Source organism: Kitasatospora albolonga, from assembly GCA_002082585.1.
In the GTDB taxonomy this organism is placed as follows: Bacteria; Actinomycetota; Actinomycetes; order Streptomycetales; family Streptomycetaceae; genus Streptomyces; species Streptomyces stephensoniae.
The window spans coordinates 1,665,123-1,689,453 of record CP020563.1; the positions used below are offsets into that span (position 1 = coordinate 1,665,123).

Annotated in this window: 20 protein-coding genes and 1 pseudogene; 5 read left to right on the forward strand and 16 right to left on the reverse strand. The window is 72.2% G+C overall.

Annotated elements, in window-relative coordinates; all coding sequences use genetic code 11:
* Positions 1 to 76 precede the first annotated feature (76 nt).
* From B7C62_07175 to B7C62_07185, 3 genes are read right to left on the reverse strand one after another with little or no spacing between them, the layout of a single operon-like run.
* Complete coding sequence (locus tag B7C62_07175; GenBank protein ID ARF72073.1) at positions 77 to 796, reverse strand: YggS family pyridoxal phosphate enzyme; 720 nt, start codon at positions 794 to 796, stop codon at positions 77 to 79.
* A 6-nt stretch (positions 797 to 802) separates the two neighbouring features.
* Positions 803 to 1,543: a laccase gene (locus B7C62_07180; GenBank protein ID ARF72074.1), complete on the reverse strand. Its 741-nt coding sequence runs from the start codon at positions 1,541 to 1,543 to the stop codon at positions 803 to 805.
* Complete coding sequence (locus tag B7C62_07185) at positions 1,540 to 2,760, reverse strand: cell division protein FtsZ (protein ARF72075.1); 1,221 nt, start codon at positions 2,758 to 2,760, stop codon at positions 1,540 to 1,542. The genes B7C62_07180 and B7C62_07185 overlap by 4 nt, the downstream gene beginning before the upstream one ends.
* 137 nt (positions 2,761 to 2,897) lie before the next feature.
* On the opposite strand from B7C62_07185, the pseudogene B7C62_07190 reads away from it, so the two are divergent.
* Positions 2,898 to 3,119 (forward strand): annotated as a pseudogene (locus B7C62_07190) (hypothetical protein).
* Here B7C62_07190 and B7C62_07195 read toward each other — a convergent pair.
* The 10 genes from B7C62_07195 to B7C62_07240 all read right to left on the reverse strand — a co-directional run bounded on the left by B7C62_07195 (position 3,037) and on the right by B7C62_07240 (position 15,627).
* A complete protein-coding gene (locus B7C62_07195; protein ARF72076.1) occupies positions 3,037 to 3,831 on the reverse strand; it encodes a cell division protein FtsQ in 795 nt (264 codons plus the stop codon). The pseudogene B7C62_07190 and the gene B7C62_07195 sit on opposite strands and share 83 nt — an antisense overlap.
* 49 nt (positions 3,832 to 3,880) lie before the next feature.
* The gene (locus B7C62_07200) at positions 3,881 to 4,975 is read right to left on the reverse strand and encodes an undecaprenyldiphospho-muramoylpentapeptide beta-N- acetylglucosaminyltransferase (protein ARF72077.1); all 1,095 of its coding nucleotides are present in this window, start codon (positions 4,973 to 4,975) and stop codon (positions 3,881 to 3,883) included.
* Positions 4,976 to 4,981: 6 nt separating this feature from the next.
* Positions 4,982 to 6,313: a putative lipid II flippase FtsW gene (locus B7C62_07205; protein ARF72078.1), complete on the reverse strand. Its 1,332-nt coding sequence runs from the start codon at positions 6,311 to 6,313 to the stop codon at positions 4,982 to 4,984.
* 61 nt (positions 6,314 to 6,374) lie between these two features.
* Complete coding sequence (locus B7C62_07210; GenBank protein ID ARF72079.1) at positions 6,375 to 7,802, reverse strand: UDP-N-acetylmuramoyl-L-alanine--D-glutamate ligase; 1,428 nt, start codon at positions 7,800 to 7,802, stop codon at positions 6,375 to 6,377.
* Positions 7,799 to 8,869 carry a phospho-N-acetylmuramoyl-pentapeptide-transferase gene (locus B7C62_07215; protein ID ARF72080.1) on the reverse strand — a complete coding sequence of 357 codons (1,071 nt, stop codon included), beginning with the start codon at positions 8,867 to 8,869 and terminating at the stop codon, positions 7,799 to 7,801. The genes B7C62_07210 and B7C62_07215 overlap by 4 nt, the downstream gene beginning before the upstream one ends.
* A complete protein-coding gene (locus B7C62_07220) occupies positions 8,866 to 10,287 on the reverse strand; it encodes a UDP-N-acetylmuramoyl-tripeptide--D-alanyl-D-alanine ligase (GenBank protein ARF72081.1) in 1,422 nt (473 codons plus the stop codon). The genes B7C62_07215 and B7C62_07220 overlap by 4 nt, the downstream gene beginning before the upstream one ends.
* A 4-nt stretch (positions 10,288 to 10,291) precedes the next feature.
* Positions 10,292 to 11,995 (reverse strand): UDP-N-acetylmuramoyl-L-alanyl-D-glutamate--2,6-diaminopimelate ligase, encoded by a 1,704-nt coding sequence (locus tag B7C62_07225; GenBank protein ARF72082.1) that lies wholly within the window; start codon positions 11,993 to 11,995, stop codon positions 10,292 to 10,294.
* Between the two features lie 39 nt (positions 11,996 to 12,034).
* Positions 12,035 to 14,017, reverse strand: coding sequence for a cell division protein (locus B7C62_07230; GenBank protein ARF72083.1), 1,983 nt, complete (start codon positions 14,015 to 14,017; stop codon positions 12,035 to 12,037).
* A gap of 4 nt (positions 14,018 to 14,021) precedes the next feature.
* Positions 14,022 to 14,642 carry a septum formation initiator gene (locus tag B7C62_07235; GenBank protein ID ARF72084.1) on the reverse strand — a complete coding sequence of 207 codons (621 nt, stop codon included), beginning with the start codon at positions 14,640 to 14,642 and terminating at the stop codon, positions 14,022 to 14,024.
* A gap of 19 nt (positions 14,643 to 14,661) precedes the next feature.
* Positions 14,662 to 15,627 carry a 16S rRNA (cytosine(1402)-N(4))-methyltransferase gene (locus B7C62_07240; protein ARF72085.1) on the reverse strand — a complete coding sequence of 322 codons (966 nt, stop codon included), beginning with the start codon at positions 15,625 to 15,627 and terminating at the stop codon, positions 14,662 to 14,664.
* A 491-nt stretch (positions 15,628 to 16,118) separates the two neighbouring features.
* On the opposite strand from B7C62_07240, the gene B7C62_07245 reads away from it, so the two are divergent.
* From B7C62_07245 to B7C62_07260, 4 genes are all read left to right on the forward strand, one after another.
* Positions 16,119 to 16,682: a carbonic anhydrase gene (locus B7C62_07245; protein ID ARF72086.1), complete on the forward strand. Its 564-nt coding sequence runs from the start codon at positions 16,119 to 16,121 to the stop codon at positions 16,680 to 16,682.
* 255 nt (positions 16,683 to 16,937) lie between these two features.
* Complete coding sequence (locus tag B7C62_07250) at positions 16,938 to 17,999, forward strand: ATPase (protein ARF72087.1); 1,062 nt, start codon at positions 16,938 to 16,940, stop codon at positions 17,997 to 17,999.
* Complete coding sequence (locus tag B7C62_07255; GenBank protein ID ARF72088.1) at positions 17,999 to 19,369, forward strand: DUF58 domain-containing protein; 1,371 nt, start codon at positions 17,999 to 18,001, stop codon at positions 19,367 to 19,369. Before B7C62_07250 ends, B7C62_07255 begins: the two co-directional genes overlap by 1 nt.
* Positions 19,366 to 21,783: a transglutaminase gene (locus tag B7C62_07260; protein ARF77029.1), complete on the forward strand. Its 2,418-nt coding sequence runs from the start codon at positions 19,366 to 19,368 to the stop codon at positions 21,781 to 21,783. Before B7C62_07255 ends, B7C62_07260 begins: the two co-directional genes overlap by 4 nt.
* A gap of 291 nt (positions 21,784 to 22,074) precedes the next feature.
* Here B7C62_07260 and B7C62_07265 read toward each other — a convergent pair whose 3' ends face one another.
* The 3 genes from B7C62_07265 to B7C62_07275 form a co-directional block, all read right to left on the reverse strand.
* Positions 22,075 to 22,479 carry a hypothetical protein gene (locus B7C62_07265; protein ARF72089.1) on the reverse strand — a complete coding sequence of 135 codons (405 nt, stop codon included), beginning with the start codon at positions 22,477 to 22,479 and terminating at the stop codon, positions 22,075 to 22,077.
* Between the two features lie 302 nt (positions 22,480 to 22,781).
* A complete protein-coding gene (locus tag B7C62_07270; GenBank protein ARF72090.1) occupies positions 22,782 to 23,540 on the reverse strand; it encodes an SAM-dependent methyltransferase in 759 nt (252 codons plus the stop codon).
* 125 nt (positions 23,541 to 23,665) lie between these two features.
* Positions 23,666 to 24,193, reverse strand: a complete 528-nt coding sequence (locus tag B7C62_07275; protein ARF72091.1) for a hypothetical protein — start codon at positions 24,191 to 24,193, stop codon at positions 23,666 to 23,668.
* Between the last annotated feature and the right edge of the window lie 138 nt (positions 24,194 to 24,331).

Consider the following 24,331-nt stretch of genomic DNA (forward strand, 5'->3'; position numbering starts at 1 on the left):
AGCGATCCACGGTGGTCTGCCCGTTCAGCTGGGGAATGACCATATTTTCTGCTGTGGTCCGACTTGCTTCGCGACGTTACCCGAGCCCGGGTCGGACTCCGAGTACCGCCGTACCGACGCGTACATGTGTCGCTCCGGCCGCCACCGCGTCCTCCAGGTCCGCACTCATGCCTGCGGAGACCATCGTGGCAGCCGGATGACCGGTGCGCAGGCCGGATGCGAATTCCATCAGCCGGTCGAACGCGGCGCGTTGCCGTCCGGCAAACGGTCCGGCGAGCGGCGCCACGGTCATCAGGCCGTCGAGCCGCAGCCCCTCGGCCGCGTCGACCGCCGCGGCCAACTCCTCGATCCCGTCCGGCGCAACCCCGCCGCGCTCCCCGCGCTCGCCGCTCTCCGCGTCCAGGGCGACCTGGATCAGACAGCCGAGCTCGCGCCCGGCGCGGACCGCGGCGGCCGAGAGGGCGGTGACGAGCTTGATCCGGTCCACCGACTGCACGACATCGGCATAACTCGTCACAGATCGAACCTTGTTCGTCTGCAATTGTCCGACAAAGTGCCATGTCAGGGAAAGATCCGCACAAGCGGTGGCTTTCGGTGCCGCGTCCTGGTCACGATTCTCGGCGACATGGCGCACACCGAGTTCATGCAGCATCCGCACGTCGCTCGCGGGGTAGGTCTTGGTGACCACGATCAGGGTCACCTCCTCGCGCTTGCGCCCGGCCGCCGCGCAGGCGGAGGTGATCCTTTCCTCCACCCGTGCGAGGTTCGCCGCGAGTTCAGCCTTACGGTCCGTCATGCCCTATCAGTCCAACCAGACATATCCGGCGAGCCGCCCGGTGGTGCGGTCGCGTCGGTACGAGAAGTGGTCGCCCGATTCACGGGTGCAGACCGGCGAACGGTGCCGCTCGCCCACGCCGAACAGGGCCAGCTGGGAGTGGACTCCGCCGGTGATGTCCACCGCCGGGGTCCCCCAGCTGGTCTCGGCCCAGGTGTCGGGGATGACCGCGGTGATCTCGGCCCGCATCTCCTCCGGCACTTCGTAGCACCGCCCGCAGACGGCCGGTCCGGTGTACGCGGTCATCCGGGAGGGGCGTGCGCCCAGCTCGGTCATGACCCGGATCACCGCCGGCACGACTCCGGCGAGCAGTCCCGGCCGCCCGGCGTGCGCCGCCCCGACGATTCCGGCGACCGGGTCGGCGAGGAGGATGGGGGTGCAGTCGGCGGTGAGGACCGCGAGCGGCAGTCCGCGCCGCGTGGTCACCACCCCGTCCACCGCCGGAATCTCCGCGTCCGCGCCCCAGGGGCCGTCGACGACCGCCACGTCCCGGCCGTGCACCTGGTTCATCCAGACGACGGTGGCCGGGTCGAGGCCGAGCTCGCGGGCCGCGCGCTCCCGGTTCGCGCCGACGGCGGCGGGGTCGTCACCGACCGCGCCGCCGAGGTTGAGCTCACCGAACGGAGCGGCGCTCACCCCGCCCCACCGGTCGGTGAAGGCGAAATGAGCGCTGCCCGTGGCGGATTCCGCCCGATGCCGGACTATCACTTCAGGAAGTCCGGTACGTCCAGCTCCTCGGCCTGGGTGTCCTGGTAGGGACGGGCCGGCGGGACGTGCGGCGGGGAGACCGGCGAGAGCGGGCTCTCGTTCGCGGCCGACGCGGGGGCGGGCTCGGCCGGGGCCGGGCTCTCCTCGCGCGGCGGTACGGACCCGAGTCCGCCCGAGGGGCGCGCGGGCTCGGCGGGCCTGGCCGGGGCGGCCGGCTCCTCCCGCTTGTTCGTGTTCGCGCCGAGGGCGCTCTCGCGCCGGGCGGGCGGCTGTCCGCCGTCGAAGCCCGCCGCGATCACCGTGACACGGACCTCGTCGCCCAGGGCGTCGTCGATGACGGCGCCGAAGATGATGTTGGCCTCGGGGTGCGCCGCCTCGCTCACCAGCTGGGCGGCCTCGTTGATCTCGAAGAGACCGAGGTCGCTGCCGCCGGAGATGGAGAGCAGGACACCGCGGGCGCCGTCGATGGACGCCTCCAGGAGCGGTGAGGAGATCGCCATCTCCGCCGCCGCCACCGCGCGGTCGTCGCCGCGGGCGGAGCCGATGCCCATGAGCGCCGATCCGGCCTCGGACATGACCGACTTGACGTCGGCGAAGTCGAGGTTGATCAGACCCGGGGTGGTGATGAGGTCGGTGATGCCCTGGACGCCCGAGAGCAGCACCTGGTCGGCCGACTTGAAGGCGTCGAGCACGCTGACCTGGCGGTCCGAGATGGACAGCAGGCGGTCGTTGGGGATGACGATGAGGGTGTCGACCTCTTCGCGGAGCTCGGCGATGCCGTCCTCCGCCTGGTTGGCGCGCCGTCGGCCCTCGAAGGTGAACGGGCGGGTGACCACACCGATCGTCAGGGCGCCGAGCGAGCGCGCGATGTTGGCGACGACGGGTGCGCCGCCGGTGCCGGTGCCGCCGCCCTCTCCGGCGGTGACGAAGACCATGTCGGCCCCCTTGAGGACCTCCTCGATCTCCTCACGGTGGTCCTCTGCCGCCTTACGACCGACGGCCGGGTTCGCCCCGGCGCCGAGGCCCCGGGTGAGTTCGCGGCCGACGTCGAGCTTGACGTCGGCGTCGCTCATCAACAGGGCCTGTGCGTCCGTGTTGATCGCGATGAACTCGACGCCCTTGAGACCGACCTCGATCATTCGGTTGATGGCATTGACACCACCGCCGCCGACACCGATGACCTTGATGACTGCGAGGTAGTTCTGCGGTGCTGCCACGTCGAAGGCCTCTCGCCTCGAGTTACGTGTCGTCGCTCTGCGGGGGACCCGCGGCGACGACTGATGTCGATGGGGACGGTCCGAACGCCGACCCAAACCCTAACGTTCAACTTTAGGGTTACCAGTGTGTCTGCTTCCTGGACTCTTCCGAACAGGACACTAAGTCGACAAGTGGCGCCCGTTCAACGAACACGCCGAACCTCCCGTTTTTCTTTTCACCCTATGTGATCACCCGTAGCGATGACCAACCAGGGTGCTGGCCAGCACAAATGCACGTCAACTCCCTGATACCGCCGGGGCGGTGGGGGCACTTACGTCGAAGTGTCCCCCTCGGGGAGCCGCTTTCATCAGAGCCGCGAGCACGCGCGCCTTCACGGCCCCGTCCTCACCACTGCCCCAGGTCACCACACGATCACGCGTCAGCCGCAAGGAGATCGCGTCGTACGAGGTGACCCGTACGGCCACGGTGTCCTCGGCGACCCCCTGGGGCAGGTCGCCCGCGACCCGTACGGCTTCCCGCAACAGACGGTCACTGCCGAACCGGCGCAGACTGGCCGACCGGTCGGGGGCGAGCTCCAGCAGGGGTACCCCCTTGGGCGCCTTGTCCACCGTGGCGAACCGGACGCCCTTGGCGTCCACTTCGACGAACTTCGCACCCTTTTCGACCAGCAGGACCGGCTTGCGTTCGGTCACCTTAAGGCCGATGCCGTGCGGCCAGGACCGTACGACATCCACCGAGTCGATACGAGGCAGCTTCTGGCGCAACCTGGCCTCGATCCCGTCGGTGTCGACGGAGGCCAGGGGGGCTCCGACCGGCACCGCGGCGACCGCTTCCACTTCCTGACGGGTCAGCACCTCGACCCCGGTGGTGGAGACGCGTTCGACGCGGAGCCAGGAGGACCCGTAGAGCGCCCAGACGGCGAACGCGGTGAGCAGGGCCACCGCGACGCCGATCAGGATCAGGAGCGCGCGGCGGCCGATCCGGCGCTCCCCGGGGCCGATGTGCGGCGGGCGGGCGGCGGCGTCCGTACGCCCCGCTGCGCCGCGCTGGGCGGTCGTCGGTCCGGCCACGCTCGCTCCTTCGCCGGACCCGGGGCGAGCGCCCCGGGTCCGCACCGCCTCACGCCTGGCGGCGGGAGGCAATCGCTTCGTACACCATGCCGACGAGCAGGTCGTCGGCGTCGCGCCGGCCGAACTCGGCGGCGGCACGGGACATTTCGTACAGCCGGTGGGGGTCCGACAGCACCGGCAGGACGTTGCCCTGGACCCACTCGGGGGTCAGCGCCGCGTCGTCCACCAGCAGTCCGCCGCCCGCGTTGACCACCGGCTGGGCGTTCAGCCGCTGTTCGCCGTTGCCGATGGGCAGCGGGACGTAGGCGGCGGGGAGCCCGACGGCGGAGAGTTCGGCGACGGTCATCGCGCCCGCGCGGCAGAGCATCATGTCGGCCGCGGCGTACGCGAGGTCCATCCGGTCCACGTACGGTACCGGGATATAGGGCGGCATCCCGGGCATGTTGTCGATCCGCGGCAATTCGTTCTTCGGGCCGACCACATGGAGGATCTGGATTCCGGAGCGCTGGAGCAGCGGCGCGACCCGCTGGACCACCTCGTTGAGGTGGCGGGCGCCCTGCGAGCCGCCGGAGACCAGCAGCGTGGGCAGGTTGGGGTCGAGGCCGAAGGAGGCGCGGGCCTCCGGGCGGACCCGGGCCCGGTCCAGGGTGGCGATGGTGCGGCGCAGCGGGATGCCGATGTAGCGGGCGCCGCGCAGCTTGCTGTCCGGCGTGGAGACGGCGACCCCGTGGGCGTACCGCGAGCCGATCTTGTTGGCGAGGCCGGGGCGGGCGTTGGCCTCGTGGACCACGATGGGGACGCCGACGCGCTTGGCGGCGAGGTAGCCGGGCAGCGCGACGTAACCGCCGAAGCCGACCACGCAGTCCGCCTTGGTGCGCTCCAGGACCTGCTCGGCGGCCTTGATGGTGCCGCGCAGCCGGCCCGGGACGGTGATCAGCTCGGGGGTGGGCTTACGGGGCAGGGGTACGGCCGGGATGAGGGCGAGCTCGTACCCCCGCTCGGGTACGAGCCTGGTCTCCAGGCCGCGTTCCGTGCCGAGGGCGGTGATGCCCACGGTCGGGTCCTGCCTGCGCAGGGCGTCTGCGAGGGCAAGCGCGGGCTCGATGTGCCCGGCGGTCCCCCCGCCGGCGAGTACGACATGCACCGAAATTCACCGCTCTCCGGACGGACGCTTCGTGACGCGCCGTCTCATCGTCTTCCAACTCACCCCGGGCCTCCGCATGGCCAGGGCCGCCTTCGCGGCGGGATCGTTCCGCGCGAAGGCGATCATGAGCCCGACCGCGAACATCGTCGGCAGCAGGGCGGACCCTCCGTAGGAGAACAGCGGGAGCGGGACACCGGCGATCGGCAACAGGCCGAGCACCGCACCGATGTTGATCACGGCCTGGGCCATGATCCAGGTGGTCACGCCTCCCGCGGCATACCTGACGAAGGGGTCCTCCGTGCGTCCGGCCACGCGGATACCCGCATAGCCTAGAGCCGCGAACAGGGCGAGCACGGACAGCGTCCCCGCCAGACCCAGCTCCTCACCGGTGATCGCGAAGATGAAGTCGGTGTGAGCTTCCGGGAGTTGACCCCATTTTTCCACACTCGCGCCCAGCCCGGAACCGAACCATCCGCCGGAGGCCAGGGCGTAGATTCCGTGGGCGGCCTGCCAGCAGCCGTCATCCGGATCGGGTTCGCCGATGATGCCCATGCAGGAGAGCCGGGACATCCGGTTGGGGCTGGTCCAGATCAGCAGGAAGGCGAGGACGGCGGCGAAGGCGAGCACCCCGGCGAAGAGCCGGGTGGGGGCACCGGCCAGCCAGAGCAGGCCGAAGAGGATCGCCGTGAGGATGATCGCGGTCCCCATGTCACCGCCGAGCATGATCAGCCCGAGCAGCATGAAGGCGACCGGGACCAACGGAACGAGCATGTGCTTCCACTGCGTCAGCAGCCGTTTGTCCTGCTTGCGGGCGAGCAGGTCGGCGCCCCAGAGGATGAGCGCGAGCTTGCCGAACTCACTGGGCTGGAGCTGGAACGGGCCCGCGATATAGATCCAGTTCTGGTTGCCGCCGCGGGAGAGCCCGATCCCCGGCACCTGGACCAGGACCATCAGGAAGACCGTCACCATGAGCATCGGGTAGGCCAGTCCGCGGTGGAGCTTCACCGGCATCCTGGAGGCAATCAGCATCAGCGCGCCCCCGATGACGGCGGCGACGAACTGCTTGCCGAAGAAGTACGTCGACGACTTGTCGATGGTCAACGCCTTGATCATCGAGGCGGAGTAGACCATCACGAGGCCGAGCACGGTGATCAGGAGGCTGGCGCCGAGGATCACGTAGTAGGCGGTCAGGGGCCGGTCCCAGGCCCGGCGTGCCTGCTCGTAGAGGCGCCGTACGCCGCCGCCGCGCGGGGTGCGGGGGGCCGGGGAGCCACGTCCGGCGCCACGGGGGGGCGCCGGACGGCGGCCGCGTACGGCGGAGCTCTTCTCGGCCGGCATTGTCGCTGTCCCCTCCACTGCTCGTGCCCGGGGGCGCGGCCCCGGCGCGGAGCCCGGTCGGTCAGGCGCTCGTCTCGGCACGTGCGCGGACCGCGTCCGCGAACGCCTCGCCCCGCTTGTTGTAGTTGGTGAACATGTCCATCGAGGCGCAGGCCGGGGCCAGCAGCACCGTGTCGCCCGGGCGCGCGAGCCGGGCGGCGTGCTCGACGGCCTCGGACATCGCCCCAGTGTCGGTCCGGTCGAGGTCGACCACCGGTACTTCGGGGGCGTGTCGCGTCAGGGCTTCACGGATCAGCGCGCGGTCGGCGCCCATCAGCACGACCCCGCGCAGCCGCTTCGCCGCACCGGTGACCAGCTCGTCGAAGGTGGCGCCCTTGGCCAGTCCCCCGGCGATCCAGACGATGGAGTCGTAGGCGGCGAGGGATGCCTCGGTGGCGTGGGTGTTGGTGGCCTTGGAGTCATCTACGTAGGCCACGTCCCCGATGTCCGCGACGTGTTCGATGCGGTGGGCGTCGGGGCGGAAGTTACGCAGCCCGTCCCGTACGGCGGCCGGTTCCACGCCGAAGGCGCGGGCGAGGGCGGCGGCGGCGAGCGCGTTGGCGATGTTGTGCGGGGCCGGCGGGTTGACGTCGGAGACCTCGGCGAGCTCCTGGGCCTGCTTCTGCCGGTTGGCCACGAAGGCCCGGTCGACGAGGATGCCGTCGACCACGCCGAGCTGCGAGGGGCCGGGGGTGCCGAGGGTGAAGCCGATGGCGCGGCAGCCCTCCTCGACGTCGGCCTCGCGGACCAGGTCCTCGGTGGCGGGGTCGGCCGCGTTGTAGACGCAGGCGACCGTGTTGCCCTCGTAGACCCGGCCCTTGTCGGCGGCGTATGCCTCCATCGAGCCGTGCCAGTCGAGGTGGTCCGGGGCGAGGTTGAGGACGGCGGCGGAGTGGGCGCGCAGGGAGGGTGCCCAGTGCAGCTGGTAGCTGGAGAGTTCGACGGCGAGGACGTCGTACTCCTGCTCGCCGAGCACGGCGTCGAGCAGCGAGACGCCGATGTTGCCGACCGCCGCGGTGCGCAGCCCGGCCGCTTCGAGGATCGAGGCCAGCATCCGTACGGTGGTGGTCTTGCCGTTGGTGCCGGTGACGGCGAGCCAGGGGGCGGCCTTGCGGCCGTTGGTGCCGCGCAGCCGCCAGGCCAGCTCGACATCGCCCCAGATGTCGACGCCCGCCTCGGCGGCGGCCAGGAAGAGCGGCTTGTCCGGCTGCCAGCCGGGGGCGGTGACGACGAGTTCCGTGGACGGCGGCAGGGTGGCGCCGTCGCCGAGGCGCACGGTGATGCCGAGCGCCTCCAGTTCGGCCGCCTGCGCGCGGGCGCGCTCGTCCTCGCCGTCGTTGACGACGGTGACGACCGCGCCGCGCTCGTGCAGGGCGCGGGCCGCGGGGATGCCGCTGACGCCGAGTCCGGCGACGGTGAGGTGCTTGCCCTGCCAGTCCACGGTGCTCACTTCTTGGCTGCCCATCCCGCGTAGAAGATGCCGAGGCCGACGATCACGCACATGCCCTGGATGATCCAGAAGCGGACCACGACAAGGACTTCGGACCACCCCTTGAGTTCGAAGTGGTGCTGGAGCGGTGCCATCCGGAAGACCCGCTTGCCGGTCATCTTGAACGAACCGACCTGGATGACCACGGACATGGTGATCATCACGAAGAGGCCGCCGAGGATGGCGAGCAGGAACTCGGTGCGGGAGAGGATCGCGAGGCCCGCGAGGGCGCCGCCCAGGGCGAGCGAGCCGGTGTCGCCCATGAAGATCTTGGCGGGCGAGGTGTTCCACCACAGGAAGCCGAAGCAGGCGCCCATCAGGGCGGCGGCGACGACGGCGAGGTCGAGCGGGTCGCGTACCTCGAAACAGGCGCTGGGGTTGGTCAGGTTGGCGGCGTTGGCGCAGGACTCCTGGAACTGCCAGAGACCGATGAAGGTGTAGGCGCCGAAGACCATCACCGAGGCGCCGGTGGCCAGTCCGTCGAGGCCGTCCGTGAGGTTCACGCCGTTGGACATGGCGAGGATCATGAACAGCGCCCAGACGCAGAACAGCACCGGGCCGATCGACCAGCCGAAGTCCTCCACGAAGGAGAGCCGGGTGGAGGCGGGGGTGTTGCCCCGGGAGTCCGCGAACTGGAGCGAGAGCACCGCGAAGGCGATGCCGACGATCAGCTGGCCGGCCATCTTCGCCTTGGCCCGCAGGCCCAGCGAACGCTGCTTGACGATCTTGATGTAGTCGTCGAGGAAGCCGACGAGGCCCATCCCGGCCATCAGGAACAGCACGAGGATGCCGGAGTACCGCATGTCCTCGCCAGTGATGACCTTCGCGAGGACGTACGCGATGATCGTCGCCAGGATGAAGGCGATGCCGCCCATCGTGGGCGTGCCCTTCTTGCTGCCGTGGGTGCGCGGGCCGTCGTCCCGGATGAACTGCCCGTATCCCTTGCGGGCCAGCAGCTTGATCAGCAGGGGGGTACCGACCAGGGTCAGGAAGAGCCCGATGGCCCCCGCGAAGAGGATCTGCCTCATCGGCCGGCGACCTCGCCCTCGGTCGCGTTCTCCAGCAGTGCCTGGGCGACCTTCTCCAGGCCGACCGACCGGGACGCCTTCACCAGCACGACGTCTCCCGGGCGCAGTTCACTGCGCAACAGGTCGACGGCCGCCTGCGCGTCGGACACGTGCACCGACTCCTCACCCCACGAACCCTCGTTGTATGCGCCCAGTTGCAGCCAGGAGGCTTCTCTCCCCCCGACAGCGACGAGCTTGCTGACGTTGAGCCGGACGGCGAGCCGTCCGACCGCGTCGTGCTCGGCGAGCGACGCGTCACCGAGCTCGGCCATCTGACCGAGCACCGCCCAGGTGCGCCCCCCGTCGGCCGCTCGGGCCTGGCCCATGGCGGCCAGCGCACGCAGTGCGGCTCTCATGGATTCGGGGTTCGCGTTGTAGGCGTCGTTGACGACCGTCACACCATCCGGACGCTCGGTGACCTCCATGCGCCAGCGGGAGAGGGTGCCCGCCTCCGAGAGCGCCTCGGCGATCTCGGTCACGGACATGCCCAACTCATGGGCGACGGCGGCCGCGGCGAGCGCGTTCGACACGTGGTGCTCACCGTACAGGCGCAAGGTCACGTCGCTGCACCCGGTGGGTGTGTGGAGCTCGAACGCGGGCCGCCCGTCGGGGGTCATCCGGACCTTCTCGCCCCGTACGTCCGCTTCCGGGGCTTCTCCGAAGAGCAGGACGCGGGCCTTGGTGCGCGAAGCCATCGCGCGTACGAGGCGGTCGTCGGCGTTGAGCACGGCGCAGCCGTCCTCGGGGAGCGCCTCGACCAGCTCGCCCTTGGCCTGGGCGATCGCCTCGCGGCTGCCGAACTCCCCGAGGTGGGCGGAGCCGACGTTGAGGACCAGGCCGATGCGGGGCGGGGTCAGCTCGGCGAGGTAGTGGATGTGCCCGATGCCCCGGGCGCCCATCTCCAGGACCAGGTGCTGGGTCTCGGAGGTGGCGGTGAGGGCGGTGAGGGGCAGGCCGATCTCGTTGTTGAGGGAGCCGGGCGTCCAGACCGTGGGGGCCTTGCGCTCCAGGAGCTGGGCGATCAGGTCCTTGGTGGACGTCTTGCCCGCGGAGCCGGTGAGCGCGACGACGGTGGTGCCGAGGCGTTCGACGACGGTACGGGCGAGCGCGCCGAGCGCGCCGACGACGTCGTTCACGACGATCGCCGGGACGCCGACGGGGCGGGCGGCCAGGACGGCTGCCGCGCCCGCCTCGACGGCGCGCTGCGCGTAGTCGTGGCCGTCCACGTGCTCACCGGCGAACGCGGCGAACAGGCTGCCGGGACCGGCCTCGCGGGAGTCGATGACGACGGGGCCGGTGACGGTGACTGCCGGGTCCGGTATGTCGTGCGGCTGCCCGCCGACGATGTCCGCGATCTCGGCGAGGGAAAGGGTGATCACTTGGTCATCCCTGACTGTTGTTCTCGTGGTGAGGGGCACGGTCCCCCAGGGACCGCTCGATGGCGTCGTGCAGGACCTTGCGGTCGTCGAAGGGGCGTACGACCCCGTGGATGTCCTGGCCCTGCTCGTGGCCCTTGCCCGCGACGAGGACGGTGTCGCCGGGTTCGGCGCGGGCGACGGCGGCGGCGACGGCCGAGGCCCGGTCGGCGTCGACCAGGACGTCACCGCGTTCGTGGACGGGGACCTCGGCGGCGCCGGAGAGCATCGCGGCGAGGATCGCGAGGGGGTCCTCGGAGCGGGGGTTGTCGGAGGTCAGTACGGCGGTGTCGGCGAGGCGGGCGGCGGCGGCGCCCATCGGGCCGCGCTTGGTGGTGTCGCGGTCGCCGCCGCAGCCGAGGACGATGTGCACCTTGCCCTCGGTGACCTTGCGCAGGGAGCGCAGGACGGACTCGACGGCGTCGGTCTTGTGGGCGTAGTCGACGACGGCGAGGTACGGCTGTCCGGCGTCCACCCGCTCCAGGCGGCCGGGGACCCCGGGGACGGCAGCGATGCCGTCGGCGGCGGTCTGCGGGTCGACGCCCGCGACGGCCAGGGTGACGATCGCGGCGAGGGTGTTGGCCACGTTGAACGGGCCGGGCAGCGGGGCGCGGGCGGTGATCCGCTCGCCCCCCGGGCCGATGGCGGTGAAGGTGCTGTCCTGGGGGCCGACCTTGACGTCCTCGGCGTGCCAGTCGGCGTCCGGGTGGCCCTCGGCGGAGAAGGTGGTGACGGGGACGCCGGACTCGGTGATGAGCCTGCGGCCGTACGCGTCGTCGAAGTTCACCACGCCCCGGTGGGAGCGCTCGGGGGTGAAGAGCTGGGCCTTGGCCTGGAAGTAGTCCTCCATGCCGGAGTGGAACTCCATGTGCTCCGGGCTGAGGTTGTTGAAGACGGCGACGTCGAAGACGCAGCCGTCGACCCGGCCGAGCACGAGGGCGTGGCTGGAGACCTCCATCGCGACGGCCTCGACGCCGCGTTCGCGCATGACGGCGAACAGGGCCTGGAGGTCGGTGGCTTCGGGGGTGGTGCGCTCGGACTTGATGCGCTCGTCGCCGATGCGCATCTCGACGGTGCCGATGAGCCCGGTGGCCCGGCCTGCGGCGCGCAGTCCGCCCTCGACGAGGTACGCGGTGGTGGTCTTGCCGGAGGTTCCGGTGATGCCGAGCTGGAGGAGGCCGATGCCGGGCCGCCCGTAGATGTCGGCGGCCAGCTCGCCCATGACGGCGCGCGGGTCCTCGGCGACCAGGACCGGCAGGCCGGTGGCGGCGGCGCGGTCGGCGCCCGTCGGGTCGGTGAGGACGGCGACGGCGCCGAGGCCCGCGGCCTGGGCGGCGAAGTCGGCGCCGTGGAGGCGGGCGCCGGGCAGGGCCGCGTACACGTCTCCGGGGCGTACGGCCCGCGAGTCGTGGGTGATGCCGGTGACGTCACCGGCGCCGGCCGCTTCGACGCCGAGCCGGTCGGCCAGCTCGGCGAGGGGGGTGGGCCGGAGCCGGTCCGGTCGGGGCGCTCCCGGGTAGGTCACAGGCGCGTCCTTCTGAGAGGTTTGGGACTGATCAGCGTGGGGCACGGCGGTGAGCGTACCGGGCCGGTGCGGGCTCTCGCGAAGCGAGGGACCGGGTCCCGGGAAGTTCTCGTTCCGGTTCCCGGGATCGGGGGTGATGGTTGTCACTGAGGGTTCCCTTGGGGGGATGCTCGCGCATCCCCCTGTTCACTCGCCGGGTTTGAAGGACACCGGCAGCCGGGGCGGCTTGCTGCCGGACGGTGGGACCTGGAGCGTCTTGAGCGCGAACTCCATGACCTGCTTGTGGATCGGGCCGCAGATCTGGCCGCCGAAGTAGCTTCCCTTGGTGGGGTTCTGGATCGCGCAGTAGACGGTGATCTGCGGATCGTCGGCCGGGGCGAAACCGGCGAAGGAGGACGTGTAGCCCTTGTAGACGCCGCGCACCGGGTCGACCCGGTTGGCGGTACCGGTCTTGCCCGCGCCCCGGTAGCCGGGGATGGCGGCCTTGGTGCCGGTGCCCTCCTCGTCGCCGACGACGGATTCCAGCATGGCCGCCAGGGTCCTGGCGGTCTTCTCGCTGACCACCCGGGTCTCCTCGGGCGCGTCGGCGGGGGTGAAGCGGCCGTCGGCGCCCTTGGTGCCCCGTACGAGGGTGGGGGCGATCCGGACCCCTCCGTTGGCGATGGTGGAGTAGACCGAGGCGGCCTGGACGGCGTTGACCGAGAGGCCCTGGCCGAAGGGGATCGTGTACTGCTGCGAGGTCGACCACTTCTTGGGGTGGGCCAGGAGGCCGGGCGACTCGCCGGGGTAGCCGAGCCCGGTCGTCGCGCCGAGGCCGAACTTGCGCAGGTAGTCGTAGAGCACCTGGTTGGCCTCGGCCTGGGTTTCGCCGAGCTGACCGGTCGCCAGGATGGTGCCGATGTTGCTGGACTTGGCGAGGACCCCGTTGAGCGTGAGGTACCAGGTGGGGTGGTCGACGTCGTCCCGGAAGAGCCGGTCGCCCCGGTGCAGCCGGTTGGGGACGGTGACATGGGTGCCGGGCGTGGCGGCCCCCTCCTCCAGCACAGCGGCAATCGACATGACCTTGCTGGTGGAGCCGGGCTCGTACACGTCCTGGAGGGCCGCGTTACCGAGCGAGGCGGCGGTGGCCTGGGAGAGGTCGTTGGGGTCGTAGCCGGGCGCGTTGGCCATGGCCAGCAGCTCGCCGGTCCGGGTGTTCTGGACGATGACGTAACCCCGGTCGGCCTTGGACTTGGCGACCTGGTCGCTGATGGCCTTCTGGGCGGCCCACTGGATGTCGCGGTCGATGGTCAGCTCGACGTCGGAGCCGGGCACGGCCGGGACCTCGCTGCCGCCCGCCGTGGGCACGCGACGGCCGCCGGACTGGGCGTAACGGATCTTGCCGTCCTCGCCCGCGAGCTCCTTGTCCAGCAGCGATTCGATACCGCCGCCGCCCTTGCCGTCGGCGGTGACGAACCCCAGTATCCCGGCGGCGAGATCCCCGTTGGGATAGACCCGCTTGGTGGTCGGCTCCTGGAGGACCCCGGCCAGGACGTTGGCGCCCGTGCCGCCGTTGCGCTTGTCCTCCAGGGCCTTCTCGGCGAAGACGGCCTTGAGGTCCTTGATCTGCTTCCAGACCTGGGGGGTCTGGCGGTACGCCAGCACGGTGTAGCGGCTCTTGGGGGTGGAGAGCTTCTTGACGAGCTCGTCGACGTCCTTGCCGAGGATCGGAGCGAGGAGGGCGGCGGCCTGCTGGGGCGCGTCGGGGGCCTTGCTGTCCTCGGGCGTGAACATCTTCGGGTCGGCCGTGATGTTGTGCGCGTCCACGCTGGTGGCCAGCGCGACGCCCCTGCGGTCGGTGATCTCCCCGCGCTCGGCGGCGACCGTGTACTCGAGATAGCGGTTCTTCTCGGCCTTGGCCGCGTACGCGCTGGCGTCGACGGCCTGCACCTGGAGGAGCCGGGCCACGAAGAGCAGCATGATCAGCGTCAGCCCGAGGCTGACGAGCCGCAGCCGGGGGCGCGGGCTGCCCAGGCGCAGGGAGCGGGGCGCGCGCCCGCGTGCGGTGGTGCGCCCCGGGGCGGGGCGGGGGCGGCGGGCCGGGGGGCGCGCGCCGGAGCGGCCGTTCGCCCCGCTGCGGGGGCGTGCCGGGCCGGGTACGCGGCGGCGCGGTGGTTCCTTGGGCGGCACTGTGTCACCTGCCGGGGGTGGTCGGGGACGCGGACGGCGGGGCGTTCTGTACGGCGGGGCCGGGTTCGGGGGTGGGGGTGGCTTCGGGGGCGGCGTCGGGGGCGTTCTCCGGTGCGGCACCCGGTTCGGCCGCCGGGGCGGAGGGGGTCGCGGATGCGGCGGGGTCGGCTCCGGCGGCGGCGTCCTCGTTCCCGGCCTCCTCGTCGGCCTCTTCTTCGGCGCCGGGGCTCGGGCTGGGGCTGGGCGACGGTGGCGCGGTGGCCTTCGTGGGGACGCCCCGGACCGTGCCGTCGGGGTTGAGGAAGGCGGGGCTGCCGCCGGGGACCATGCCCAGTTCCCGGGCGCGGCGCTCCAGGGCGTCGGGCTGGGAGTAGCTGTCGACGTCGCGCTGGAGGGCCTGCTGCTCGTCGGTGAGTTCGGTGGTCTCCCGTTTGAGCTCGCTGAGCCTGAACGACCCTTCGTTGAGCGCGGAGTTGAGCAGGAGCAGGGTGATGAGCCCGCCGCCCAGGAGGAGCACGACCAGCAGGACGAAGGGGGTGCGGGCCGCGCTGCTGGGTCCCGTGGACGGCATCAGCCGGGCGAGCCGTCCGGCGCGCCCTTTCAGCCCCGCGGCCGGCCTGCTCACCGCGCGCCCCCCGGGGTGTTCATCGCTCGTCCTCACGGATGCGCTGGGCGCCGCGCAGCCGGGCGGGGGCGGCGCGCCGGTTCTCGGCGACCTCCTCCTCGGTGGGCAGCTCGGCGCCCCGGGTGAGGAGCTTGAGGCGGGGCTGGTAGCGCTCGGGGACGACGGGCAGTCCGGGGGGCGCGGTGTTGGCGGCGCCGGCCGCGAAGACCTGCTTGACCAGCCGGTCCTCCAGCGAGTGGTAGGACAGGACCGCGATCCGGCCGCCGACCGCGAGGCTCTCCACGGCCGCCGGGATGGCCCGCTCCAGCACGCTCAGCTCGCCGTTGACCTCGATGCGCAGGGCCTGGAAGGTGCGCTTGGCCGGGTTGCCGCCGGTGCGCTTGGCGGCCTGCGGCAGGGCGTCGCGGATCAGCTCGACGAGCCGGGCGCTGTTGCTGAACGGCTCCTTCTCGCGCTCGCGCACGACGGCGGAGACGATCCGCTTGGCCTGCTTCTCCTCGCCGTACGCCCGCAGAATCCGTACGAGTTCACCGGGCGGGTAGGTGTTGAGCACCTCGGCGGCGCCGATGCCGGTGGACTGGTCCATGCGCATGTCGAGCGGGGCGTCCTGGGCGTACGCGAAGCCCCGGTCGGCCTCGTCGAGCTGCATGGAGGAGACGCCGAGGTCGAAGAGGACGCCCTGCACCCTGGGGACGCCGAGCCGGGCGAGGACGTCGGGGAGTTCGTCGTAGACGGCGTGGACGAGGGTGGCGCGGTCGCCGTAGGGGGCGAGCCGCTCGCCGGAGAGCCGCAGGGCCTCCTTGTCGCGGTCCAGGGCGATCAGCCGGGCGGTGGGGAAGGTCTCCAGCAGCGCCTCGCTGTGGCCGCCGAGGCCGAGGGTGCAGTCGACGACCACGGGCTCCGGGTGGGCCTGGTCCCGCAGAGCCGGGGCCAACAGGTCCAGGCACCGCTGGAGCATCACCGGGACGTGTCGGGTCTGGCTCAATGCGCCCTCTCAGGCTCTGTTCCCGCGCGGCCGGTACGTACGTCCTGGTCCCCGCCCGCTCCGAAGGGGAGGTCCGCCGGCGCCGGGGAAGGGGCGTCGGCCGACCGGGAGCGGGAGAGGGCCGGGCCGCACGTACGCCGCACATCACGGGGGAAAAACGGAATATGCAGGAGGTGCGGGGGGGGGTGCGGAGTGGGGGTTCCGGGGTTCTTCTTCAGTATGCGTACGGGGTGCGTGCTCAGTATGAGTACGGGGTTTCGGGCGGGGCTTCGGGATGGTGACTTCGCGTTACTTTAGTCCACCCTGCCATTCGATCGATTCGCGATCAACGAACCGGGCAGCGAGTCGCTCCACCCGCCCGGAAGCGGCGGCCTCACCCGAACGGGCGCGTTTCGTGGTGCCTGTGGGTTAGCTCACAACAAGGTGCGTTGACGTTCTTTGTCCGCTCTCACAGCCCGTCCGGACCAGGGGGGAAGGCTAACGTCGTAGCCATGTCGACTTCCGCTCACTCCCCCGCCCCGACCGCGCCCTCCCCCGCCGCCGCGCTCCGCGAGGGGGGCCAGGTCACCGACCAGCTGGTCGAGGCGAACTCCCGGTACGCCAAGGGCTTCCGCGACCCCGGCATGGACGCCAGGCCGGTGCTCCAGGTCGCCATCGTCGCCTGCATGGACGCCCGCCTCGACCTCCACGCCGCGCTGGGTCTCGAACTCGGCGACTGCCACACCATCCGCAACGCAGGCGGGGTCGTCACCGACGACGTCATCCGCTCGCTCACCATCAGCCAGCGGGCGCTCGGCACCCGCAGCATCGTCCTCATCCACCACACCGGCTGCGGCCTGGAGTCCATCACCGAGGAGTTCCGGCAGGACCTGGAGCGCGAGGTCGGCCAGCGGCCGGTCTGGGCGGTGGAGGCGTACACGGACGCCGACCAGGACGTACGCCAGTCCATGCAGCGGGTGCGGACCTCGCCGTTCCTCCTCCACAACGACGACATCCGCGGTTTCGTCTTCGACGTGACGACCGGCCTGCTCCGCGAGATCGAGCCCACGCCCTGACCCTCCGCGCCTTCCGCCCGCCCCGCCCCACCCGGCCCTCATCCCGCCCGTTTCCGTAGCTCACCGTGTGCGAAACGTGACAGAAACTGACATATCGCACCCACTTATCCACAGGCGAGTGACACGAAGCGGTAACGGCAACAAGAATGCGGGTGTGACCTCCCCCGGGACCTTCCGGAGGAGTGTCCGAATTTCGGGGTGGGCCGGGCGGGTACGCGCACCGGCCCGTGCGCAAAAAGGGCCGAGGAGGGCCGGGTGACGACCTATGACGACCGATCGAGCCTCACAGATCTGACCACCACAGCGGAGCGGGTGCGCAGGTCGGTGGAGGGTGTGATCGAGGGCAAGCCCGAGGTCGTACGGCTTTCGCTGACCGTGCTGCTCGCGGAGGGGCATCTCCTCATCGAGGATGTCCCCGGGGTCGGCAAGACCATGCTGGCCAAGGCCCTGGCGCGGTCCATCGACTGTTCGGTGCGGCGCATCCAGTTCACGCCGGACCTGCTGCCGTCCGACATCACCGGGGTGTCGATCTTCGACCAGCAGCGCCGCGACTTCGAGTTCAAGCCCGGCGCCATCTTCGCCCAGATCGTGATCGGCGACGAGATCAACCGCGCCTCGCCGAAGACGCAGTCGGCGCTGCTGGAGTCGATGGAGGAGCGCCAGGTCACCATCGACGGGCAGACGTACGAGCTGCCCGACCCCTTCATGGTGGTGGCCACCCAGAACCCGGTGGAGATGGAGGGCACCTATCCGCTGCCCGAGGCCCAGCGCGACCGTTTCATGGCCCGGGTCTCCATCGGCTACCCCAGCCCGGAGGCCGAGCTGCAGATGCTCGATGTGCACGGGGGCCTCTCCCCGCTGGACGACCTCCAGCCGGTGGCGCACGCCCACGACATCGTGAAGCTGATCGACGCGGTCCGCGCGGTGCACGTCGCCGAGGCCGTCCGGCGGTACGCGGTGGATCTCGTCGCCGCCACCCGCAGCCACCCGGACCTCAGACTCGGCGCCTCGCCGCGCGCGACGCTGCACCTGCTGCGCGCCGCGAAGGCGTCGGCGGCCCTCGGCGGCCGGGACTACGCCCTGCCGGACGACGTCCAGGCGCTGGCCGCCCCCGTGCTCGCCCACCGGCTGCTGCCCACCGCACAGGCCCAGCTGAACCGCCGCACGGCGGAGCAGGTGGTGCAGGAGATCATCCAGCGCACTCCGGTCCCGGCCGAGCCCGGCGCCGTGCGCGGCGGCCCCGTGCCCCCGCCGGGCGCACACGGGCCGGGCGGCCCGCTGTACGGCCAGCAGCAGCCCGGCGCCCGGCGGCTGTGATGACGGCCGGCGAGCCCGGCGCCGTGCAGGACGGCTCCAGCAAGGGCGGCCTCCGCGCGTCCCTGGGCGGCCTCACCACCCGGGGGCGCTCGTTCCTCGCCGCCGGGGTGGCCGCCGCCGTCTGCGCCTACGTCCTGGGCCAGGCGGACCTGCTGCGCGTCGGCCTGCTGCTGGCCGTGCTGCCGCTGGTCTGCGTGACCGTGCTCTACCGCACCCGCTACCGGGTGACGGGGACCCGGTGGCTCTCCCCCTCCCGGGTGCCCGCGGGCTCGGAGGCCCGGGTGCACCTGCGGATGGACAATGTGTCCCGGCTCCCCACGGGGCTGCTGATGCTCCAGGACCGTGTGCCGTACGTGCTGGGGCCCCGGCCCCGGTTCGTGCTGGACCGGGTGGAGGCGGGCGGCCGGCGCGAGGTGTCCTACCGGGTCCGCTCGGACCTGCGCGGCCGCTATCCGCTGGGCCCGTTGCAGCTGCGGCTCAGCGACCCGTTCGGGATGTGCGAGCTGACGCGTTCCTTCAGCGCGTACGACACCCTCGTCGTCATCCCGCGTACGGTTCCGCTGCCCGCCCTGGGGCTCGCGGGCGAGGCATCGGGGTACGGCGACGGGCGTCAGCGCTCGCTCGCCCTCGCCGGGGAGGACGACATCATCCCGCGCGGCTACCGGCACGGCGACGATCTGCGGCGGGTCCACTGGCGCTCCACCGCGCGCTACGGCGAGCTGATGGTGCGCCGCGAGGAGCAGCCGCAGCGGGCCAGGTGCACGGTGCTGCTGGACACCCGGCAGATCGCCTACGCGGGGGCCGGGCCGGATTCGGCGTTCGAGTGGGCGGTCTCGGGGGCGGCCTCCGCGCTGGTGCACATGCTGGAGCGCGGCTTCGCCGTACGGCTCCTCACCGATGACGGGAACGCGGTGCCCGGCGAGGGCTCCGACGGCTTCGCGGGCTCGACCCAGGAGTCCGCGGACTCGGCGGGGCTGATGCTCGACACCCTCGCGGTCGTCGACCACTCGGACGGCGGCGGGCTCTCGCGCGCCCACGACGTGCTGCGCGGCGGCAACGAGGGGCTGCTGATCGCCTTCTTCGGCGATCTCGACGAGGAGCAGACCTCGGTCGTGACCCGGATGCGGCAGCGCACGGGCGCGGCGGTCGCCTTCGTCCTGGACAGCGCGCGCTGGACGGGCGGTGGCGCGGGTCCGGCGGGTCCGGCCGAGGAGCGGCTGCGGCAGCTGCGGGAGGCCGGCTGGGTCGTGGTGCCCGTGCCTCCGGGGGCCGATCTGCCCGCGCTGTGGCAGCAGGCGGCCCGGATGCGCGCCGACACGCAGTCCGCCGGAAGCGGCGGTTCGACAGGTTTCGCGGGGGGATGGTCATGAGCGGGCGGGCCCGGCTGGCGCTGTGCGCCTTTGCGGCGACACTCCTGGCTGCGGGGGCCCTGCTGCCGCTGGTGGAGGGGGCGGGCTGGGTCCTCCAGGCGGCGTTGCTGCTCGGGGTCCAGAGCGGGGTGGGCGCGCTCGCCCGGCGGGTGCCGCTGGCCCGGTCGCTGACCATCGCCTGCCAGACGCTGGTGACCCTGCTGCTGCTGACCGTGGTCTTCGCCCGGGACCAGGCCCTCTTCGGTGTGCTGCCGGGCCCGGACGCCTTCGTACGGCTCGGTGAGCTGCTGGTGGCGGGCGGCGAGGACGTCGGTACGTACGCCACCCCGGCCCCGATGACGGACGGCATCCGGCTGCTGGTGGTCGGCGGGGTGGTGCTGATCGGGCTCGCGGTGGACGCCCTCGCGGTGACCTTCCGCAGCGCGGCCCCGGCCGGGCTGCCGCTGCTCGCGCTGTACTCGGTCGCCGCCGGGCTCGGCGACGGCGGGACGGGCTGGCTCTGGTTCCTGCTCGCCGCCTCCGGCTATCTGCTGCTCCTGCTGGCCGAGGGCCGCGACCGGCTCTGCCAGTGGGGGCGCGTCTTCAGCGGCGCCGGCCGGTCCGCCGGGGGGCTGGCGGACGGCCTGTCCGGCCGGGGCGGCACGTACGCACCGGTCCGTACCGGGCGGCGCATCGGCGTCCTGGCGCTGGGCATCGCCCTGGCCGTCCCCCTGGCCCTGCCCGCCCTGGACAGCGGTCTGCTGGGCGGACAGGGCCGGGGCAGCGGCAAGGGCAGCGGGGGCGGCACCATCTCCGCGGTGAACCCGCTGGTGTCGCTGAAGGACAACCTCAACCAGCCGGACAACCGGGAGGTGATGACCTACCGCACCAACGCCAAGGACCCCCGGGAGCTCTATCTGCGGATTCTGTCCCTGGACGCGTTCAACGGCAGCGAGTGGCGCTCCTCCACCCGCCGTCTGACCGATGTGCCCGGCCGCCTCCCGCTCCCCACCGGGCTGAGCGCGGACGTCGCCACCACGGAGATCCGGACGAACATCTCCGCGTCGCCCTCGTACCAGCAGAACTATCTGCCGCTCCCCTACCCGGCGAGCGAGGTGTCGATCGACGGCCGCTGGCGGTACGAGCCGGAGGGCCGGACGCTCATCGGCGACAACGGGCAGAACACCGGCGGAGCGCAGTACGAGGTCAGCAGCCTGGTCGTCGAGCCGACGGCGGAGCAGCTGGCCGCCGCCGGGGCGCCGCCGCAGAAGCTGCGGGAGGAGTACACCCAGGTCCCCGACTCGCTGCCGGACGTGGTCGCCGCGACCGCCGAGCAGATCACCGAGGGCTCGGCCAACGCCTACGAACGGGCCGTGAAGCTCCAGGACTGGTTCACGTCGGAGGGCGGCTTCACGTACAACACGTCGGTCAGTTCGGGGACGGGCTCGACGGCCATAGCGCGGTTCCTCCGGGACAAGGAGGGGTTCTGCGTCCACTTCTCCTTCACGATGGCGGCGATGGCCCGGACGCTGGACATCCCCGCCCGGGTCGCGGTGGGCTTCACCCCGGGGACCCTCCAGGCGGACGGCTCGACCTCGGTCGGGCTGCGGGACGCCCACGCCTGGCCCGAGCTGTACTTCGAAGGCGTCGGGTGGACCCGGTTCGAGCCCACCCCCAGCCGGGGGAGCGCGCCGCCGTACACGCAGCCGGAAACCCCCACGGGCGGTGCGAGCGATCCGGCCGAGCCGTCGGCCGACACCTCCGACGCCCCGTCGCAGGCTCCCACCGCCCCGGAAAGCTGCTCGCCGCAGCTGCGCCAACAGGGTGAGTGCGGCCTCTCGGCGGCGCCCGCTCCGATGTCCGAGGGCGACGGGGGCACTCCGGCCGGCACCGTGCTGCTGACGGTCCTCGGGGCGCTGCTGGTCCTGCTGCTGCCCCTGCTGCCGCTGCTCTGGCGGACCAGGGCGAGAAACCGGCGGCTCGGTTCCGGAGGGCGTACACCCGCGGACGCGGCGGCCCGGGCCCTGGCGGCCTGGCAGGAGATCACCGACAGCGCCTGGGACTACGGCATCGCGCCGGACGAGTCCCTGACGCCCCGGGGGGCCGCGGCCCGGATCGTGCGGCTCGGCGGGCTGGACACCATGGCGGCCGAGGCCGTGCACCGGATCTCGGGCGCGGTGGAACAGGTGCTGTACGCCCCCGAACCGCGCCCCGCGGCCGGTCTGACCGAGGACGTGCTGACGGTACGGGCGGGGCTGGACGCCTCGGCCGGCCGAGGCGCACGGCTGCGGGCGAAGCTGGCACCCCGCTCGGCCGTCCGGGTGGCGTGGGCGGTCTCGGACCGCTGGACGACGCTCGCGCAGCGGTGGACGGAGCGTCCGGGGCGCGGCCGCTGGACGGCCCGGCTGCGCCGCCTCTCCCGCCAGCACGGCTGAGGGGGAGGCGGCGGGGCACCCCGCGCCCATTCGTCCACACGGGCGCGGGGTGCTCGTCGCCCACGGTCGCGGACCGGCGGACCGGCAGGCCGCCCGTTCGTCCACACGGGCGCGGGTGCCCCGCCGCCACCTCACAGGCACGGGCGTGGGTACGCCCCGCGTCGCACAGGTACACAGGTATGGGTGAGGGGCGGCCGCGGAAATGCGGCCGCCCCTCACCCATCAGGGTCCTGCGTCGTACCGGGCACGGGCCCGCCCCGCCATGAGCGCCGGAGCCGGGCCGGTGATCTTCTACTGGCCCTGTTCGTCGCGGCGGCGCTGCCACCGCTGCTCGATACGGTTCATCACGGACCGGCGCTGTCTTGGCCGACGGCGCGAGCCGCTGTCCCCGGCGTCCCCGACGGCCTGCTGCTGTTCACCGGGTTTGGGCGCCTTGCGCCATCCGGTGACCGCGAGCACGGCACAGCCGAGCATGACGAGGAAGCCCACCACGCTGATCCAGATCTGCTGGGCGACCATTCCGGCCATGAGGAGCGCGATACCCACCAGGAAGCCAGCGACCGCCTGGTAGACCCTTTTCCGGGTGTACGTACGCAGCCCGCTTCCCTCGAGCGCTGTCGCGAACTTGGGATCTTCGGCGTACAGCGCTCGCTCCATCTGCTCGAGCATGCGCTGCTCGTGCTCCGAGAGCGGCACGGAGTCCTCCTCGTCGTCGGCCGCGGGGGCGACCGGTATGCGGCCCTTCCAGGATAGGCAGGGATTCGCCCCCGTGAAACCCGCCCTCTAGCGTTCAGCCAGTCCGGACCGCTATGTCGGTTCGGCTGCTGAGGCGTAGATTCCCCGACGACCGATCCGTCATGCCGGATGGTGTCACCCGATCATACGGGGCTCCTGCCCGCTACGGGGCTCCCGAGTCCCACTCCGTTGGCAGCTTCGTTGCTGATCAGCCCCGCTCCGGCCGTCGCGGGGTCCGTCACGGGCCGGTCCGCGCGTCCGGTTCAGGGGCGCTTCTCGCCGAGAACGTGCAGCTGGGTCGCGACGGAGTGGAAGGCGGGCAGCTCCGCGACGGCGGCTTCGAGCTTGAGGAGCGCGTCCATGGCGCCGGGCTCGGTATCCACCAGGGCGCCCGGTACGAGGTCGGCGAAGACCCGCACGCCGTGCACCGCGCCGACCCGCAGACCGGCCCCGGAGACGAGCTCCGAGAGCTGCTCGGCGGTGAAGCGGCGGGGCACCGGGTCGCCCTCGCCCCAGCGGCCCGCCGGGTCCTCCAGCGCCTGCCGGGCCTCGGTGAAGTGACCGGCGAGCGCACGGCCCAGGACGGCCCCGCCCAGGCCCGCGGCCAGCAGGCTGAGGGCGCCGGAGGGGCGCAGGGCCGCCACCGCGTTCCGTACGCCCTCGGCGGGCTCGTCGACGTACTCCAGGACGCCGTGGCAGAGCACCGCGTCGAAGCCGTCGCGCTCCACGACGTCGAAGAGGCCGAGGATGTCGCCCTGGACGCCCCGGACGCGGTCGGCGACCCCGGCCTCGGCGGCGCGGCGCTCCAGCGCGAAGAGCGCGTTGGGGCTGGGGTCGACGACGGTGACCCGGTGGCCGAGCAGGGCGGCGGGCACCGCGAAGTTCCCGGTGCCGCCACCGGTGTCCAGAACATCCAGGGCGTCCCGGCCGGCCGCCTCGGCCTGACGGTCCAGAGCGTCCTTGAGGACCTCCCAGACCACGGCGGTACGGAGGGAGGCGCGGGGGCGCGGCTGGTCCGACACGGCAGATGACTCCTCGGCACGGTGCCGCCTGGGACGGCGGAGCGTGAACAGTGCAGGTGGTGTGGTGAGCGTCCACCACCCTATTGCCTCGCGCCGCCGTCCCGGTCATCCGGCACCGGACCGGCTCACGGGGTGCCGGACCTCCCCGCCCTCGGCTGCGGGAGCACCGGCTGGAGCACCAGCAGCCGCTCCACCAGGCGCAGGAACTGGGCGGCGTCGCGCAGCAGGTCGTCCGCGTCGCGGCTGCTGGCGGCCCCGGGCATGCCCGCCTCCGCGCGGGCCCGGCGCGGTGCGCCGGAGGCGAAGAGGTCGCTCCATTCGGTGAGCTCGGGAGCTATCTCCGGGAGGACCTCCCAGGCGCTCCGGATGCGGTCGCGGTGGCGCTTGTTCGTCTCGGGGCGGCCACGGGCGGCCAGCACGGCCGCCGCCGTGCGCAGGGCCGCGAGGTGGGCGGTGGCGTAGCGCTCGTTCGGTTCGTGGAGCACGGCGGCCTCGTCCAGGCCGCTGCGGGCCTTGGCGAGGAGGTCGAGGGCGGCGGGCGGCGCGGTGGTGCGGCGCAGCACGGGGTGCACATCGTCGGCGGGACCGGTCAGTGAGGGGGCAGGGCTGCCTGCGCGGCGCCGCGGGGCGGCGGCTGCGGACGAGCTGGCCATGACGAACCTCCTGTCGTCGTGTGACGGCTCCGTGGCCGTATGTGTCCATGGTGGCGGCCCCCACTGACAATCGGTCAGAACCCTTCCCTGACCTGCCGTTTTGCTTCGAGCGAGAGTTCGGGCTAACTTTTTGCACTG